This is a genomic window from Fictibacillus nanhaiensis (genome assembly GCF_019801215.1).
GTDB classification, from domain to species: domain Bacteria; phylum Bacillota; class Bacilli; order Bacillales; family Fictibacillaceae; genus Fictibacillus; species Fictibacillus nanhaiensis_C.
On sequence record NZ_JAHVJO010000002.1, the window covers coordinates 114,254 to 128,854 of the forward strand.

At 39.7% G+C, this 14,601-nt stretch carries 16 protein-coding genes and 1 other RNA gene; 4 read left to right on the top strand and 13 right to left on the bottom strand.

What is annotated here, in order from left to right:
• Window positions 1-102: 102 nt before the first annotated feature.
• Both KUV80_RS09110 and KUV80_RS09115 read right to left on the bottom strand, forming a co-directional pair.
• On the bottom strand, window positions 103-1,287 hold the full coding sequence (locus tag KUV80_RS09110) for a hypothetical protein (RefSeq protein ID WP_222462408.1): 1,185 nt from the start codon (window positions 1,285-1,287) through the stop codon (window positions 103-105).
• 149 nt (window positions 1,288-1,436) lie between these two features.
• Window positions 1,437-1,946, bottom strand: a complete 510-nt coding sequence (locus KUV80_RS09115; RefSeq protein ID WP_222462409.1) for a DinB family protein — start codon at window positions 1,944-1,946, stop codon at window positions 1,437-1,439.
• A 202-nt stretch (window positions 1,947-2,148) separates the two neighbouring features.
• Here KUV80_RS09115 and KUV80_RS09120 point away from each other — a divergent pair, with 202 nt between their 5' ends.
• The gene (locus tag KUV80_RS09120) at window positions 2,149-2,565 is read left to right on the top strand and encodes a VOC family protein (protein ID WP_222462410.1); all 417 of its coding nucleotides are present in this window, start codon (window positions 2,149-2,151) and stop codon (window positions 2,563-2,565) included.
• A gap of 56 nt (window positions 2,566-2,621) precedes the next feature.
• Here KUV80_RS09120 and KUV80_RS09125 read toward each other — a convergent pair whose 3' ends face one another.
• Window positions 2,622-3,638 (bottom strand): LLM class flavin-dependent oxidoreductase, encoded by a 1,017-nt coding sequence (locus KUV80_RS09125; protein WP_425308786.1) that lies wholly within the window; start codon window positions 3,636-3,638, stop codon window positions 2,622-2,624.
• 316 nt (window positions 3,639-3,954) lie between these two features.
• On the opposite strand from KUV80_RS09125, the gene KUV80_RS09130 reads away from it, so the two are divergent.
• Window positions 3,955-4,827 carry an esterase/lipase family protein gene (locus KUV80_RS09130; RefSeq protein ID WP_222462412.1) on the top strand — a complete coding sequence of 291 codons (873 nt, stop codon included), beginning with the start codon at window positions 3,955-3,957 and terminating at the stop codon, window positions 4,825-4,827.
• A gap of 43 nt (window positions 4,828-4,870) precedes the next feature.
• On the opposite strand, the gene KUV80_RS09135 is transcribed toward KUV80_RS09130, so the two are convergent.
• Complete coding sequence (locus tag KUV80_RS09135; RefSeq protein ID WP_222462413.1) at window positions 4,871-6,097, bottom strand: EAL and HDOD domain-containing protein; 1,227 nt, start codon at window positions 6,095-6,097, stop codon at window positions 4,871-4,873.
• Between the two features lie 273 nt (window positions 6,098-6,370).
• Between KUV80_RS09135 and KUV80_RS09140 the strand changes: the two genes are divergently transcribed.
• Window positions 6,371-6,901 (top strand): general stress protein, encoded by a 531-nt coding sequence (locus tag KUV80_RS09140; RefSeq protein ID WP_222462414.1) that lies wholly within the window; start codon window positions 6,371-6,373, stop codon window positions 6,899-6,901.
• A 19-nt stretch (window positions 6,902-6,920) separates the two neighbouring features.
• Window positions 6,921-7,127: a CsbD family protein gene (locus KUV80_RS09145; RefSeq protein ID WP_222462415.1), complete on the top strand. Its 207-nt coding sequence runs from the start codon at window positions 6,921-6,923 to the stop codon at window positions 7,125-7,127.
• Between the two features lie 52 nt (window positions 7,128-7,179).
• Here KUV80_RS09145 and KUV80_RS09150 read toward each other — a convergent pair whose 3' ends face one another.
• The 9 genes from KUV80_RS09150 to KUV80_RS09190 all read right to left on the bottom strand — a co-directional run bounded on the left by KUV80_RS09150 (window position 7,180) and on the right by KUV80_RS09190 (window position 14,579).
• Window positions 7,180-8,238 (bottom strand): M42 family metallopeptidase, encoded by a 1,059-nt coding sequence (locus tag KUV80_RS09150; protein WP_222462416.1) that lies wholly within the window; start codon window positions 8,236-8,238, stop codon window positions 7,180-7,182.
• A gap of 365 nt (window positions 8,239-8,603) precedes the next feature.
• Window positions 8,604-8,964, bottom strand: a transfer-messenger RNA (tmRNA) gene (gene ssrA, locus KUV80_RS09155).
• A 141-nt stretch (window positions 8,965-9,105) separates the two neighbouring features.
• Entirely contained in the window at window positions 9,106-9,573 is a 468-nt protein-coding gene (smpB, locus tag KUV80_RS09160) for an SsrA-binding protein SmpB (protein WP_222462417.1), read from the bottom strand.
• A 99-nt stretch (window positions 9,574-9,672) separates the two neighbouring features.
• Window positions 9,673-11,994: a ribonuclease R gene (gene rnr / locus KUV80_RS09165; protein ID WP_276516634.1), complete on the bottom strand. Its 2,322-nt coding sequence runs from the start codon at window positions 11,992-11,994 to the stop codon at window positions 9,673-9,675.
• A 28-nt stretch (window positions 11,995-12,022) separates the two neighbouring features.
• On the bottom strand, window positions 12,023-12,769 hold the full coding sequence (locus tag KUV80_RS09170) for an alpha/beta hydrolase (RefSeq protein ID WP_222462418.1): 747 nt from the start codon (window positions 12,767-12,769) through the stop codon (window positions 12,023-12,025).
• A 13-nt stretch (window positions 12,770-12,782) separates the two neighbouring features.
• The gene (locus tag KUV80_RS09175; protein ID WP_222462419.1) at window positions 12,783-13,472 is read right to left on the bottom strand and encodes an alpha/beta hydrolase; all 690 of its coding nucleotides are present in this window, start codon (window positions 13,470-13,472) and stop codon (window positions 12,783-12,785) included.
• A 150-nt stretch (window positions 13,473-13,622) separates the two neighbouring features.
• A complete protein-coding gene (gene secG / locus KUV80_RS09180) occupies window positions 13,623-13,853 on the bottom strand; it encodes a preprotein translocase subunit SecG (RefSeq protein ID WP_222462420.1) in 231 nt (76 codons plus the stop codon).
• Between the two features lie 88 nt (window positions 13,854-13,941).
• Window positions 13,942-14,274, bottom strand: a complete 333-nt coding sequence (locus tag KUV80_RS09185; protein WP_222462421.1) for a hypothetical protein — start codon at window positions 14,272-14,274, stop codon at window positions 13,942-13,944.
• Window positions 14,275-14,318: 44 nt separating this feature from the next.
• On the bottom strand, window positions 14,319-14,579 hold the full coding sequence (locus KUV80_RS09190) for a hypothetical protein (RefSeq protein ID WP_222462422.1): 261 nt from the start codon (window positions 14,577-14,579) through the stop codon (window positions 14,319-14,321).
• Window positions 14,580-14,601: the final 22 nt, after the last annotated feature.

The following is a 14,601-nucleotide window of genomic DNA, read 5'->3' on the forward strand; positions in this document are numbered from 1 at the left end:
TTGTCAATACGAACTTCCTTATAAAGTTTAATTTCAGCTTAAATTACACAAAAAATTCATAAAAAAGAAACCTTGCCAAATGTGACAAGGTTCCTAAACTACTTATTTTGCTTGCTCAACAACTTTATTTAATGTTTCTTCCAGTTGAGGCAAGAGCTTATCTGCTTCTTCTTTATTGTTCGCTTTTACTGCTTCTAGATAGCTTTGTGCATTCTTCGTTATATCAGCAAACTCTTTCTCACCTAACATTTCTTTTAGGTCACTTTCAATCACACTGATGAACAATGCGCCTTCAATGGCATAAATTGGTCCTTTTTCCTTACCGAAGTTTTCTACGCTTTCTTCGTATTCATGAAGAACAATTTTTGCAAAACCACGAACAAACGCTTTGTTAACTGCTTCAGGATCTAATGATTTTACATCTGTTTCAAGGTCAAGCTGCTTTAAAATCACTTCAGCGTCTTCTGGAGCATTCTTTTGCAAGTATGGATATACAGATTGATAGAAAGCCCAACCTTCTGCTTGTGCAACTTTCGCTTCTTTTTCATCTGTTTTAGCAGCCTCGGCAGCTTTTGTTGCATATCCATTTGGTTTTGCACCTGTTGCTAAGTAGAACGTCTTCATCAACGTTTTATCAACAACTTGTTTTCCTAAACCGAACGCAAGTTTATCTTCTTTTTCAATAGCTGCTTTCATTTCATTGAATCCGCCAGCGATAGCATCTTCCATCTTTGTTCCATAAGCAGCATCACGCTTTTGTACAGTTCCTTCCACAGCTTTATAAAAAGCTTGTGCTTCTTCGTATTCTTCCATTACCTCTTCTTTGTTGCCCCAGTTTTCGTCAATTTCAGCAAACTCATGGCGCATCGTTTGGAAGAATTCCTTTTGCATTAATTTATCAAACAATTGTTTAACAACAATGGCATCCATCTCTTTACTCTTTCCAGCTGTTAAAGCAGTTGTTAATGTTGAGTCAATCTGTTCATTGAATTCAGCGTCACGCTGTTTCACAAGTTCTTGTAATTGCTCGGTATAGATTTTAGAAACTTTATCAAAATCTACTTCTTTTCCTTCTTTTGCTTTTTCAAGCTCAGCCACTGCATCTTTATAGGCTTGTACAGTTGATTCTGGAGTGCTTTCTACTTTTTCAGCAGATTCATTCTCTGTTTTTGTTGTTTGTTCCTTTTTGTTTGTTTCTTCTTTATTTGAAGCTGTAGGGTTTGAACACCCTGCAAAAATTAATGATGTAGAAATTGTTAAGGCTAAAGCAGTCCATTTTACTGACATTTTGTAATATCCCCCTGTTTATAATGATAATCATTTTCAATTGCCAAAGTTATTATAATAGAGAACGATTCTCATTGTCAATGGGAGAATTTGAAAATAAAAAAAGAGACTTTTCTTTAAGAAAGTCCCTATAACCACTTGTTTGCTCGTTATTGATTCTGCAAAGCGTACAAATAAAAAATATAATCCGTTGATGCCCCTTTGTTTCCTAGCTGATTTAAAATAGCGGAAATGTGACCGCGATGATATGTTCCATGATTCGTAATATGTCCTATAAGATCTGCATAACTGGTTTCAAGTGTCCCAAAGTATGGATGGTGAATGGTCGTCTGTGCATGTAAGTCACTTTGGTTTTGAATGAAAGTTTCATATTGTCTTCCCATATCTTCAAACTTTGATTTCATCTCACTCAAGTTTGCGGCTGCTAACTCTTCAGTTATTTGACGGACTGAAGCAATGATATCATCAAACTTCTCCCCTTTTAACGCTTTAAGCCACACATAATCTACTTGATACATATGGACGAGAACTGATGAAACAGATGGAAACACACTTTCAACTTCTTTTTTATAGATGTCATCTGAAAGCTGGTTTAATTGTTCGAAAACTCTATGATTTGCCCAGATATTGTATTGGTACAACTGAATAGCATCTTTCATTATATTTCCTCCTGCCATTTGGCATATAATTTTTTTTGTAAGTAGCCTTTCCTCAAAGCTTATTCCCTCTTATGTATTCGTCCTACGCATAAGGATTCCTTCTAGTACAAAACGATTTGTCGAACGAATGTTCTTGTTTTGATAATGGAATATAGGCTATTATAATAATGCTACATAATCCAAATAACGAGGAGTGTAACAGATGAAAAATCAAGCTATTCCTTATCTTTCTTTTGATGGAAATGCTAAAGAGGCCTTACATTTTTACAAAGAGCTATTCAACGGTGAAATTACTGAGATGCAAACGTTTGGAGAAGCAGACTTCCCAACCCCACCAGAAGCGAATGACCGCGTCATGCATGCAAAGTTCAAAAAAGGAAATCTTCTGTTGATGGTTTCAGATAGCTTCCCTGGTCAAGAGATTACTTCAGGAAACAACATTTCACTCGTTCTTGAGTTTGAAAGTGATGAAGAAATCCAAACCATTTATGATAAATTGAGTAAAAACGGATCAGTAAAAATGGAACTGCAAGATACATTCTGGGGTGCGAAATTCGCAAAAGTGAAAGATGCTTACGGAGTAACATGGGATCTTAATTTTCAAAAAGAGCAACATTAATTTCCTTTACAAAAGGAGAAAGCGTACCCCAATTAGTTTTGGCGTACGCTTTTCGTTTATTGATGATTTATAGCATTTTTTAATAACTCGAAGGAAGCGAGTCGTGCTTGGTGATCATATATTTGCCCGTTAATCATGATTTCATCCGCTTGTGTTTCATCAAGAAACGATTGTAATTGTTCTTTTACTGATAAAGGATTTCCAACAAACGTCGTTCGCAGCTGTTGCTCGAGTACTGCTTTTTCATAGGAACTCCAGATATCCTCCATACTTTCAACTGGGGGCTTAAGAGGTGTTGGAGCCCCGCGAATTAAGTGAATAAACTGCTGTTGCAGAGAAGTTGCAAGTCTCTTTGCCTCCTTATCTGTATCTGCAGCTACAACATTGGCGGCTACCATCACATATGGTTGATCCAGTAGTTCTGATGGTGTAAAGGTGTTTCTATATAATTCAAGGGCAGGCAGCGTATTCTCCGGTGAAAAATGACTGGCAAATGCAAATGGCAGACCAAGCCTGCCAGCTAATCGAGCACTGAATCCACTCGATCCTAATAGCCAAATTGGTATATTTAATCCCTCTCCCGGTATCGCTCTCACTTTTCTAGTAACTGAAGAAAGATCCGGATTAAGATATGATCGTAACTCCTCCAACTGGTTCGGGAAGTCATCACCACTACCGCTTAGCTCTCTTCGTAATGCGCTTGCAGTCAGCTGATCTGTACCTGGAGCTCTGCCTAGTCCAAGATCAATTCGTCCAGGATACATCGATTCCAATGTGCCAAACTGTTCAGCGATTACGAGCGGAGCATGATTAGGGAGCATAATTCCTCCAGAACCTACTCGAATTTTAGACGTACCACCCGCTACATAACCGATTACGACTGACGTTGCCGAGCTCGCGATGCCAGGCATATTATGATGTTCAGCTAACCAGTAGCGATTGTATCCCCATTTTTCAGCGTGCTGCGCAAGATCTAATGTATGTTTAAAAGAATCTGAAGCACTTCCACCTTCTTGTAATGGCGCAAGATCTAGTACAGATAGCGGAAGATCAATCAGTCTTTTCTTTATCATGGACATCCATTTGTCCTCCTTTTAGATGAATAACTAAAAAATAGCTACTATCTTTTAATAATCGGTACTAGTATAGCAAGAAGGATGAGTGATTTGAAAAATAATGCTTTTCATTCGTTGCTTTACATTACAGGTGAGGCATAACCCAGCCTGTTAAAACCACTATTTAACAATTGACAACGCTTACATATTCTAGTTTAATGTTACGTAAGTTAATTATTTGATTATGCAGGAGATATGGAGACATGTATAAACCCCTTTTATAATGGGTATTTAGCATGTCTTTTTTTAAAATACAAGAAAAGAGGGATTAAAGATGCGAATATTTAACAGCTTGTTGTTCTCTTCTATCATTACTTTAGCTCTCACGATCAGCGGGTTTCAACTTAACGTTATCGCGGCTGATTCACCTTCAGATAGCTTTCTTACAGAAGAGGGGCTTCCCCCACCAGGAGCAAACGATTCATCCTGCCGTCCTAGCCGCGAGCACCCTGAACCTGTTGTGCTTGTTCCAGGTACATTTGAAACGATGGACAGAAATTTTATTAATCTTGCGCCTATGCTAAAAGAAAAAGGATATTGTGTATTCTCATTAAATTACGGCTATACTGGCTCAGTTCCAGCTTCAGGGCCCATTGAAGATTCGGCTGCTGAACTGAAGACATTTGTAGACAACGTATTAACATTAACAGGTGCACAAAAAGTGTCAATCGTAGGTCACAGCCAAGGCGGCATGATGCCTCGCTATTATATGAAGTTTCTTGGAGGAGCAGACAAAGTTGAAGACCTAATTGGTCTTGTTCCATCTAATCATGGAACAGAAGGAGTCGCTGGACTGACAGAACTTACATCAACCGGGGCAGATCTCACTTCATGTAAAGCTTGTCAGCAACAAGAAGCAGGTTCAGAATTTTTATTGAATCTTAATAAACGCGATGAAACCCCTGGCAAATCATCATATACCGTTATCACTACTCGAAATGATGAAATTGTAGTTCCTTTCACGTCTGCCTTTTTAAGTGGTGAAAAGGAAAAAGTAACGAATATCACCATTCAAGATTATTACCCTTATGATCAGATCGAACATCAAAACATTGCTCAAGATCCGCTTGCTTTTAACTTTGTGTTTGATGCTCTTGAGCATGAGGGGCCAGCTGACCCACAAAGAGCTGTAGGACTATTTAAATAACGAGAAAAGGGACTTCCGATGAGGAGGTCCCTTTTCTTTGCAGTTAATGTACTTCACTTTCTTGATCAGCTTGAACGAGTTTATCGGTGGATAGTGTGCTCGCTTGAAAAAAAAGAATAAGTTCAGCGTCCGTGATGGAAAAATCACGGCACAATGTTTGTACTCCGTCCCAATCACCCCGTTCAATGGATTGCACGATAGCTAAGGCACGGTTATACTTTTCATTTTTTCCAACAAGCGCTTTTGCCAGCTCTTTTGTGATTGGAAGATCATCAATGATATCTTTCATGTTTTTGTTTAAGATGGTGTCGATCAGTGAGAACATACCGAACATATACATCTGGTTTTTATGTAATCCAAAAACACGGGCAGTGCTTTCAAAAAAAGCGGCTCTTGTTAAACTCATTTTTACTAGTTCAGTTTGGTTTTCTTTCTTTTTCATAGAGGACATCATTAGAATCATGATGAGTTTTTTTATTTCATAAAGACCAAGTAACACAACTGCCTGCTTGATAGAAGTTACTTTGCTTTTGAATATATACGTCCCTGAATTCATTACCTTAAGGAGTTTATAGGAAAGTGATAGATCATGTTGAATCAGATCACTGATCTCATTAACATCTGGATCTGTACTGTTTAGTTTTTCTAACAAAAGTAAATAATTTGTAGGGATGGGTGCAATATCCCTGCCTTGTAAAATAACCGGCTTACTGAAGAAATACCCCTGGAAGTATGTGAATCCTAATCTCTTCGCTTCCTCAAATTCATCTCTGTTTTCAATTTTTTCTGCTAAAAAGGTCACTTCACCTTTATATTTTTTTATCATATCTTTTATATCTTTTTTGCTCATGGCTAAATAATCTATTTTGATAATATCGATAAATGGCAAAAGAGCTGACATGTCCCGATTTACAGCCACATCATCTAACGCGATTATGTACCCTTTACTTTTTAGTTCCATGCAAACAGTCAAAATTTCATCTGAAAGATTTACATTCTCTAAAATTTCTACAACAATATACTCTGGCGAAATATAAGTGGGAACACGATTTAACAACAGGTTCTCAGTAAAATTAATGAAGCACTTTTTCCGATCGCCCACTTCCCTTATCCCTATCCCCGTAAAACTGTTAACCATTACGTCAATCGTGGCACTGTCATGGTCTAAGCCTTCATATTTGTTCACAGAACTATTTCTATATAAAAGTTCATAAGCAACAACGTTTTCATTTCGATCTAATATAGGTTGTCTGCCAATAAAGATATCCAATATACTCACCATTTCATTGTTTTAGTATTAAAATTACTCTTTATATACACATCAAACCATAATATGTAAGCAAACACAATATTGGTTTAACAATAAAAGCAAATTTATTTAAAATTTTTACACATTTCAAATATTACGAACGACGACTAAGTTACTAGAAACCATAGTAAGTTGGACTCAAATATTGCCCAAAGATACAAGAAAGCGTTTACAACTATCTTGAACTGGGAACACAACCTACGAACAAATCATCTAATAATAAGGAGGAAATCGATGGACAAGCACAATAAAGTGGTAGGCGTTTTCCGTTCAGAAGATGATGCAATCGAAGCGATAAAGGAATTGAAAAGGAATGGATACGAAGAAAATGAGATCTCAGTAATCGCAAAAAATAATAAAGAAACAAAACACATTCATGAGGAGACTGGTTCTAAAGCTCCTGAGGGAGCCGCAACAGGGATGGCTACTGGAGGCATACTTGGTGGATTAGGAGGGTTACTCCTTGGAGCAGGTGCTCTTGCCATTCCAGGAATTGGTCCGATTGTTGCCGCTGGACCACTTGCTGCCGCTCTTGGCGGAGCTGCTGTTGGTGCTGGAGCTGGAGGACTGGTAGGCGCACTGGTTGGATTAGGAATTCCTGAAAAGGAAGCAAAAGAGTATCAGGAATCTGTCGAGCAAGGTGACATTCTCGTACTTGTTGATGCAAATGAATTGGATCGCCATCGTCTAGTTAACGATACATTCCGTACGTATCGATCCACTAATGCACATCGTTATGAAGATTCTTATTCAAACAAATATTAGAATGAGAGGGTGAATAAAGATGAAAAACGATATTATGGAAGGCAAATGGAAACAGTTTAAAGGTGAGGCACAAAAGCAGTGGGGAAAATTATCAGATGATGATTATGATGAGGCACAGGGAGATCGAGAAAAAATGATCGGAAAGATTCAAGAACGACACGGGAAAACGAGAGAAGATGCAGAACGCGAATACGACAACTGGTATAGCAGAATCGAACAGTACTAAAACGAGCAAATCCCCGCAGGTTTTGATCCTGCGGGGATTTAATTTTCTACTCTTAATAGTGAAGCAGCGTTTGCAGTTTATCTTTATCTAAAACCTTCACAAGCTCGACTAACAGCTTTGAACTATATTCGAGATCACTTTTACTAACCATAGAGGCATGACTGTGAATATACCTAGCTGCTACTCCTACAACAATGGTAGGGACTCCCTTTTTAAACAAATGGAACTTGCCAGCATCTGTTCCTCCACCAAGCATAACATCGACTTGATAAGGGATGTTATTTTTTTCGGCAACTTCAATAATCAGATCCCTGAAGGCAGTGTGCGGAATCATGGAAGAATCTAAAAAAGTGATTAGTGGTCCTTCACCTAGTTTGGCTTTGTTGGAGTTATTGCCAGGTCCATCCTCCGCCACACCTACATCTAGTGCGATCGAAACGTCAGGCTCCATGATATACGGGGCGGTTACAGCTCCTCTTAAACCCACTTCTTCTTGTACCGTTGCGCCACAATAGACGGTGTTCGGATGGCTAACTCCTTCTAATTGCCTCAGGACTTCTAAGGCAGTATAACAACCCGCTCGATTGTCTAATGCCTTTGCGAGTATTGTGTCGTTATTGGGCATGAGTTCAAAAGGACATATCGGTAGAATCGGATCCCCCACTTTGACTCCCCATTGTTTCACTTGATCCTTATCATTTGCACCAATATCAATAAACATCTCCCTCATCGGATAGACTTTTTTTAATTCTTCTGCTTGTAAAATGTGTGGAGGCTTAGAGCCAACTACGCCTGTAAAGGTCTTGTTTTTGGTAACGGTATGAACACGCTGTGCCAACAGAACTTGGGACCACCAGCCGCCAAGGGGAACAAAACGTAAATAGCCATCTTTCGTTATTTCACTGACCATGAATCCAACTTCATCCATGTGACCGGCAAGTAATATTTTCGGGCCGTCATCACTTCCCTTTTTCTCGCCGAACACACTTCCCAAATTGTCACTGACTAAATGAGCATTCGTTTTTTCGATTTCTCTTTTCATGATGTCACGTATGGCTTTTTCGAACCCAGGTGCACCATTCGTTTCAGTTAATTCTTTTAATAGATCCATTTTTTTCACCTTCCTATGTTTAGGATGGAGAAAAGAGTAAGGAATTATTAATTTGAGGCGCAAAAATATGTATTTGAGCAAAAATTGTTCAACCATTGTAGTTATGTCCATTTAGAGGAGGCTGAGAGGGAATACCTAAAGGGGTATCTATATCGTTAAATCCATATGTTTTAATTGTCACTTCAAAAGTTTTGGGTTTGAATCCAAAAGTTTAGGGCTTGAATCCAAAAGTTTTGGGCTTGAATCCACGAGTTTGAGCTATTTATCCACGAGATTACAATTATCGACAAATTTTGCGCGAAACTTTCATTTTCTTATTTAAAAAAGACCAGCAATTGAATGCTGGTCTGTATCCACCTATGTATTGGTGGAGACGGTGGGAGTCGAACCCACGTCCAAAGATATTGGCACTTAAGCTTCTACGAGTGTAGTCGGTTTATTGGCGTTTCGCGGATCCATCTGCCAGCCGACAGGCGTCCAGACCGCTAGCCTGATTATTCTCTTCCTTCGTCCTCAGGCGGAGGACAACCGGCGTAGCCCACTAAGAGTGAGTCCCTTACCCTACCACATGGGCGATGGAGGGAGGAACAGCTAAAGTGCTATTACGCAGCTAAAGCTAAGTTGTTGTTAGTTTTGCCAGTTATTGGCTTTGGCGTTTTAACGAGGCCGACCCCCTCGACTCGCAACTTAAGCTCAAACTACCCCTGTCGAATCCGTAACGTCCCCATTATAAAAATGGTATGCAAGAAATTAATCTTGCCGAACCACGGAGAGAGATAAAAGCTTAAATGCTCTTATTCACTTGTGTACTTAGTATAACATCTTAAAGCATACGCCTCAATTGTAAGTTCCTGTAAGAACATCCAATCAGACTTTTTGACGGTCTCGGAATGCCCGGTCAATTTCCCGTTTTGCATCCTTTTTCTTTAAATCATCTCGTTTGTCGTAATGCTTTTTACCTTTTGCTAGACCGATTAGTAACTTAGCAAAACCGTTCTTAAGATACATTTTCAAAGGAACAATAGAATACCCTTGTTCTTTTGTTGCACCTAACAGCTTATTGATCTCCTTGCGATGCAGAAGCAGCTTTCGCGTACGAAGCGGATCATGGTTATACCGGTTTCCTTGTTCGTACGTACTGATGTGCATATTGTGTAAAAACAACTCGCCGTTTTGCACGCGGGCAAAGGAATCTTTCAAGTTCGCTCGACCTGCGCGAATGGATTTAATCTCCGTGCCCTGAAGGACAATTCCAGCTTCAAACGTTTCTTCAACATGGTAATCGTGCCGCGCTTTTTTATTTTGTGCGACTACTTTCCCTTCTCCTTTTGGCATGTAAACTCAATCCTCCCCAGCAAGTGAACCTCAATTATAGCAATTTGGTCAAACAACGTCAAGGTTCACCGCTTCGGATGAACCTTGACATTCACTTTATTACTTTTTCTTCTTCTTGCCTTTTTTAGCAACCGGTTTGTAAAACGGCTTTTTCTTCCCTTTTTTAGAATCCTGCGGTCCCTGTGTACGATCTGATTCACTCTGACGGCTCTTGCCGCGTCTGCCACGCCCACCACGCTTAGATCCTGTATCACCAATATCGATGACTTGCTGGCGATCTTTATGTCGTTTTCTAGGTGTCCCTTTCATCCCAACAATTTCAAAGTCTATGGCACGGTCGTCCACATTTACATTTACAACCCGGATGGAAATCTCATCGCCAATCCGGAATACGTTACCTGTTCTTTCTCCGATCATCGCCATGAACTTTTCATCAAAACGATAATAATCGTCTGTTAAATAGCTAACATGCACAAGACCTTCTATCGTATTTGGAAGCTCAATAAACAATCCGAAATTCGTAACGGAACTGATAACACCATCAAACTCTTCGCCAATTTTATCAAGCATAAATTGCGCTTTTTTCAGTTCATCTGTTTCACGTTCAGCATCAACAGCACGACGTTCCATGGCTGATGCGTGCTTTGCAATACCCGGAAGTTCTGCTTTCCAATGGCTCACGGTCTTTGGTCCCGTATCTTTTTCAAACAGATACGTACGAATCAGCCGGTGAACCATTAAATCCGGATAACGGCGAATCGGTGAAGTGAAATGAGTATAGAACTCTGTTGCTAAGCCATAGTGACCTAAAGACATGTGATCATACTTCGCTTGTTTCATCGAGCGGAGCATAATTTTACTGATTACCATTTCTTCTGGTTCACCTTTAATTGTTTCTAGAAGCTGCTGAAGGCTGCGTGGATGGATATCACTAGCTGTTCCTTTTAGTGCATAGCCAAACATCCCTATAAATTCTAAAAAGCGTTCAAGCTTTCCTTCGTCTGGATCTTCGTGAATTCGATACATGAACGGCAGCTCAAGTTCGTGGAAATGCTGCGCAATCGTTTCATTGGCGCATAGCATAAATTCCTCAATAAGTTTTTCTGCTACTGAACGTTCTCTTAGTACAACATCCTGCGGATCACTGTTTTCATCAACAAGCACTTTTGCTTCAGAAAAATCAAAGTCAATCGCACCTCGGGCAAAACGTTTTTTTCGTAATACATCTGCTAGTTCTCCCATGAGCTGGAAGAATGGGACAAGGGGTTCATAACGTTTTGTTACCTCTTCATCCTCATCTTGCAATATTTTTCGAACATCTGTATAGGTCATCCGTTCAGTCGTTTTAATCACACTTGGGAAGATGTCGTGCTTTACCACATCACCATCGCTGTTGATCTCCATTTCACAGGAGATCGTTAGACGGTCTACTTTTGGATTCAGTGAGCAGATCCCATTTGATAAACGGTGAGGGATCATTGGAATCACTCGGTCTACTAAGTAAACACTCGTTCCGCGTTCGCGCGCTTCCTTATCAATGGCTGAGTCTTCTGTTACATAGTGGGTAACATCTGCAATGTGGACGCCGAGCTTATAATGACCGTTCGGTAACTTAATAACATGTACTGCGTCATCGAGATCTTTGGCGTCAGCTCCGTCAATCGTCACAATCGTTTCATTTCTAAGGTCTCTTCGGCCTTCAATATCCTTTGGATCGATTTCATCTGGTGTGTTGTGTGCTTGTTCTAATGCGTCTTCTGGAAATTCTCGTGGCAGACCATGCTTGAAGATAACGGATATGATATCCACACCAGGGTCATTTTTATGGCCAATAATATGAATGATTTCCCCTTCAGCACTATTTCTGCCTTCAGGGTATTTTGTTATCTTCACAACGACCTTATGTCCTTCGACAGCGCCATTCACACCGTCTGAGGGAATAAAAATATCATTTGGAATGCGTTTATCATCTGCGATTACAAAGCCGAATTTGCGGCTTTCCTGAAACGTTCCTACTACCTCTGTAACGCCACGTTCTAAAATGCGAATGATCGTGCCTTCAGGACGTGATCCTGAAGAAGTTTGGTTTAGGCGTACAAGAACGGTATCACCGCTCATCGCCCCATTCATATCATGCTGTGAAATGTAGACATCTTTTTGTTCACTTTCTTCCGGAATTAAAAATGCAAAGCCTTTTGCATGACCTTGAACGCGGCCTTTAATCAGGCTCATTTTTTCTGGAAGGCCGTAACGGTTTGTCCGTGTTCTCACAACAGCCCCTTCATCTTCTAGCTCGTTTAATGTTAAAACCAGTTCTTTGAAATTCTCAGCGTCCGGCAATTGTAGTGCTTCTTCTATTTCGGTCACTGTCATCGGCTTTTCCGAATCTTTCATGAGCTGGAGTATTTGCAGTTTATCCAAAAACTGACCTCCTTTTTTAGGGAAAATTCTATCTAGACCAATCCAGGTCTTCTAAGAAAGCATAAACATCTTCATGCAGCTGCTCTTTTTCCTTGTCTAATGTAATAACATGTGATGAATTTTCGTACCATTTTAAATCTTTCTTGTTACTTTCTACTTCATCATAAATAATATTTGCAGAATTCGTGTTAATCATTTCATCATGTCTAGCCTGCACAACAAAGGTGGGTGCATATACTAGATCCACTGAATTTCTTACGCTTTGAATAAGGTCCTGCAGCTCTTTTAAGGTGTTCATCGGCGTTTTCTTGAACGCTTCCATTTCCTGTGCGATCTGTTCAGAAGACTTTTGTTCACGTTTTTTATATTCTTCGGCGTACTCACAAACCCCTTTATACATCACTTCTTCACTCTTGATCGACATTGGAGCACACATGGGAATCACCGCCATTACAGGTTGCTCTGCAGCCAGCTTAAGCGAGAAAACTCCGCCAAGTGAAAGTCCGCATACTGCTATTTCTTCATATCCTTTTTCTTTTAAGTGATTGTATCCACCGATCACATCTTTCCACCAGTCATCTGGGCCTGTATGAACCAACTCTTCAGGCGGTACTGCGTGACCTTTATATTGAGGTGCGTGACACGTATAGCCTTTCTTTTGAAGAAATCTCCCCATCATGCGTACATCGGCTGAACTGCCAGTAAATCCATGCAGCATGAGAACTGCCCGCTTTCCTCCTTCAAAGAAAAACGGTTTTGGTGCTGTTATTTTCATGAATGTTTCTCTCCTATTCGTTCATTAAAAACTGATAAACTTCGTCGATAAGCTGATCTTTTTCTACATCATGGCAAATCATATGCTTCGATTCTTTAAAGTAGCAAATCCTTTTGTTGGATGCAGCAATTGTGCCAAATAAAAACTCTGCACTTTTTCTTGGCACCAATCCATCGCACTCCCCTTGCACGATTAACGTTGGAGATTGAATCCGAGAAAGCTCTGGTTTTAGTCGTTTTACAAGCTTTCTAAATTCTCTCGTCGCACTAAAGGGTGTATCGAGCAGCTTTTTTCTGTATCTTTTATATAATTCATGATCCTTCAATTGACCATTAAATCCTGAAATCATCATTTCTGAAATATCTTTAATCATTTGTCCTGGATTTAAGTAATAGGCGCTCGCATTAAGGAGGATCAATTTGTCACAGCCGTATTTAGAGGCCAAATATCCGGCGATCATGCCACCCATCGAAAATCCTACAATATACATTTTGTCCACTTTTTCACGAAGTTCTAAATAAGCATTTTCTGCTTCTGCCAGCCATTCATCGTGGGTTCTGCCCTTTAGTGAAAGCACTGTTCCATGCCCAGGATAGGTAGGAACGGAGAGAACCCAGTCCGTATTTTGCTGTAGATACTCGGTAATTGGCTCAATCTCGTATGGACCACCTGTAAACCCATGTAAACAAAGACAACCGATCATGCTACCACCTTTTTGACTATAGATTACCCTATTATGTACGTATCAAATCATATCATAACCATTGTCTGAAAGGGTAAGCATCCGTTTTTCCATAATAAAAACAGCAAACGGGTAAGTGCCGCCTGCTGCTTTTTTGGTTGGGTTTTATTCTTATAAGAAATACGCTACCGAAATCGTTAATACGAAAAACAATATCGCCAAGATTACTGTTAATTTACTTAGCAATGCATCGATTCCGCGTGCTTTTTGCTTTCCAAAAAGCTGTTCAGCACCACCTGTAATTGCGCCAGACAACCCAGCCGAACGACCTGATTGAAGAACGACGACAACGATTAGTGAGAGTGATACTAAAATAAGAAGGATTTTTGTTGCTGTTAGCATGAATGTTACACCTCCACCGTTCCACGTTACATTACTTTAAATGTATCATAGTGAAAGGGACGAGGCAAAGTTTTTTTCGAAATGATGGTTAATTTGTTCCGAGATAGTTAATATCAAATTCTTTATGAAAAATATAAAGGCGGACAGCTTTTATTACGTTAAGCTTCTTATTAAGTAAGCCGACGATTTGAACGGTAGCTCCCGGCTGAACGGCTTCATCTGGTGCAATATCAAGTGTCTTATCTCCATCAAGGAGTTCTGTTTTTGAATCGAGCTGGACTTTCATCATCGTTTTTTTATGAAAGATGGTAAAAACATTTCCTTTTGTCTCTTTCACTTTTCCAATAAAACTGATTGGATTCAATTTTTCTTGTTTGTTTTCTGCACCATCCGAAGATTCTTGTTTAAGTGGCTGCATCATAAACATCCCCTCTTCGCATTTATGGGGACATCCCCATATCCATTTTACTGATCATTGTTTGGTTTTATGCCTTTTACTTGTGGTGTATCCTTCTGAGAGGTATAGTACTTGTCATTGAATATGGATTTTTTTATTACAACATCTTCATAGGTCTCAGAAATCAATCGTGCTTTTTCACCGTTTGTTATTTGAAGTTCATACGTTCTGAACATCAAGATCATAAACAGTACGGAAATAAAAGCTAAATACAAATGAAAACGGAAGGCTCTATCTTTTTGATGCCGTATAGTTTCTTCTACCCTCATTTTTTCTTCACCACACCTGCTT

Coding starts and splice junctions, on each gene's coding strand:
- KUV80_RS09110 (WP_222462408.1), bottom strand. CDS start 1,287: ATGTCAGTAAAATGGACTGCTTTAGCCTTAACAATTTCTACATCATTA.
- KUV80_RS09115 (WP_222462409.1), bottom strand. CDS start 1,946: ATGAAAGATGCTATTCAGTTGTACCAATACAATATCTGGGCAAATCAT.
- KUV80_RS09120 (WP_222462410.1), top strand. CDS start 2,149: ATGAAAAATCAAGCTATTCCTTATCTTTCTTTTGATGGAAATGCTAAA.
- KUV80_RS09125 (WP_425308786.1), bottom strand. CDS start 3,638: ATGATAAAGAAAAGACTGATTGATCTTCCGCTATCTGTACTAGATCTT.
- KUV80_RS09130 (WP_222462412.1), top strand. CDS start 3,955: ATGCGAATATTTAACAGCTTGTTGTTCTCTTCTATCATTACTTTAGCT.
- KUV80_RS09140 (WP_222462414.1), top strand. CDS start 6,371: ATGGACAAGCACAATAAAGTGGTAGGCGTTTTCCGTTCAGAAGATGAT.
- KUV80_RS09145 (WP_222462415.1), top strand. CDS start 6,921: ATGAAAAACGATATTATGGAAGGCAAATGGAAACAGTTTAAAGGTGAG.
- KUV80_RS09150 (WP_222462416.1), bottom strand. CDS start 8,238: ATGGATCTATTAAAAGAATTAACTGAAACGAATGGTGCACCTGGGTTC.
- smpB (WP_222462417.1), bottom strand. CDS start 9,573: ATGCCAAAAGGAGAAGGGAAAGTAGTCGCACAAAATAAAAAAGCGCGG.
- KUV80_RS09170 (WP_222462418.1), bottom strand. CDS start 12,769: ATGAAAATAACAGCACCAAAACCGTTTTTCTTTGAAGGAGGAAAGCGG.
- KUV80_RS09175 (WP_222462419.1), bottom strand. CDS start 13,472: ATGATCGGTTGTCTTTGTTTACATGGGTTTACAGGTGGTCCATACGAG.
- secG (WP_222462420.1), bottom strand. CDS start 13,853: ATGCTAACAGCAACAAAAATCCTTCTTATTTTAGTATCACTCTCACTA.
- KUV80_RS09185 (WP_222462421.1), bottom strand. CDS start 14,274: ATGATGCAGCCACTTAAACAAGAATCTTCGGATGGTGCAGAAAACAAA.
- KUV80_RS09190 (WP_222462422.1), bottom strand. CDS start 14,579: ATGAGGGTAGAAGAAACTATACGGCATCAAAAAGATAGAGCCTTCCGT.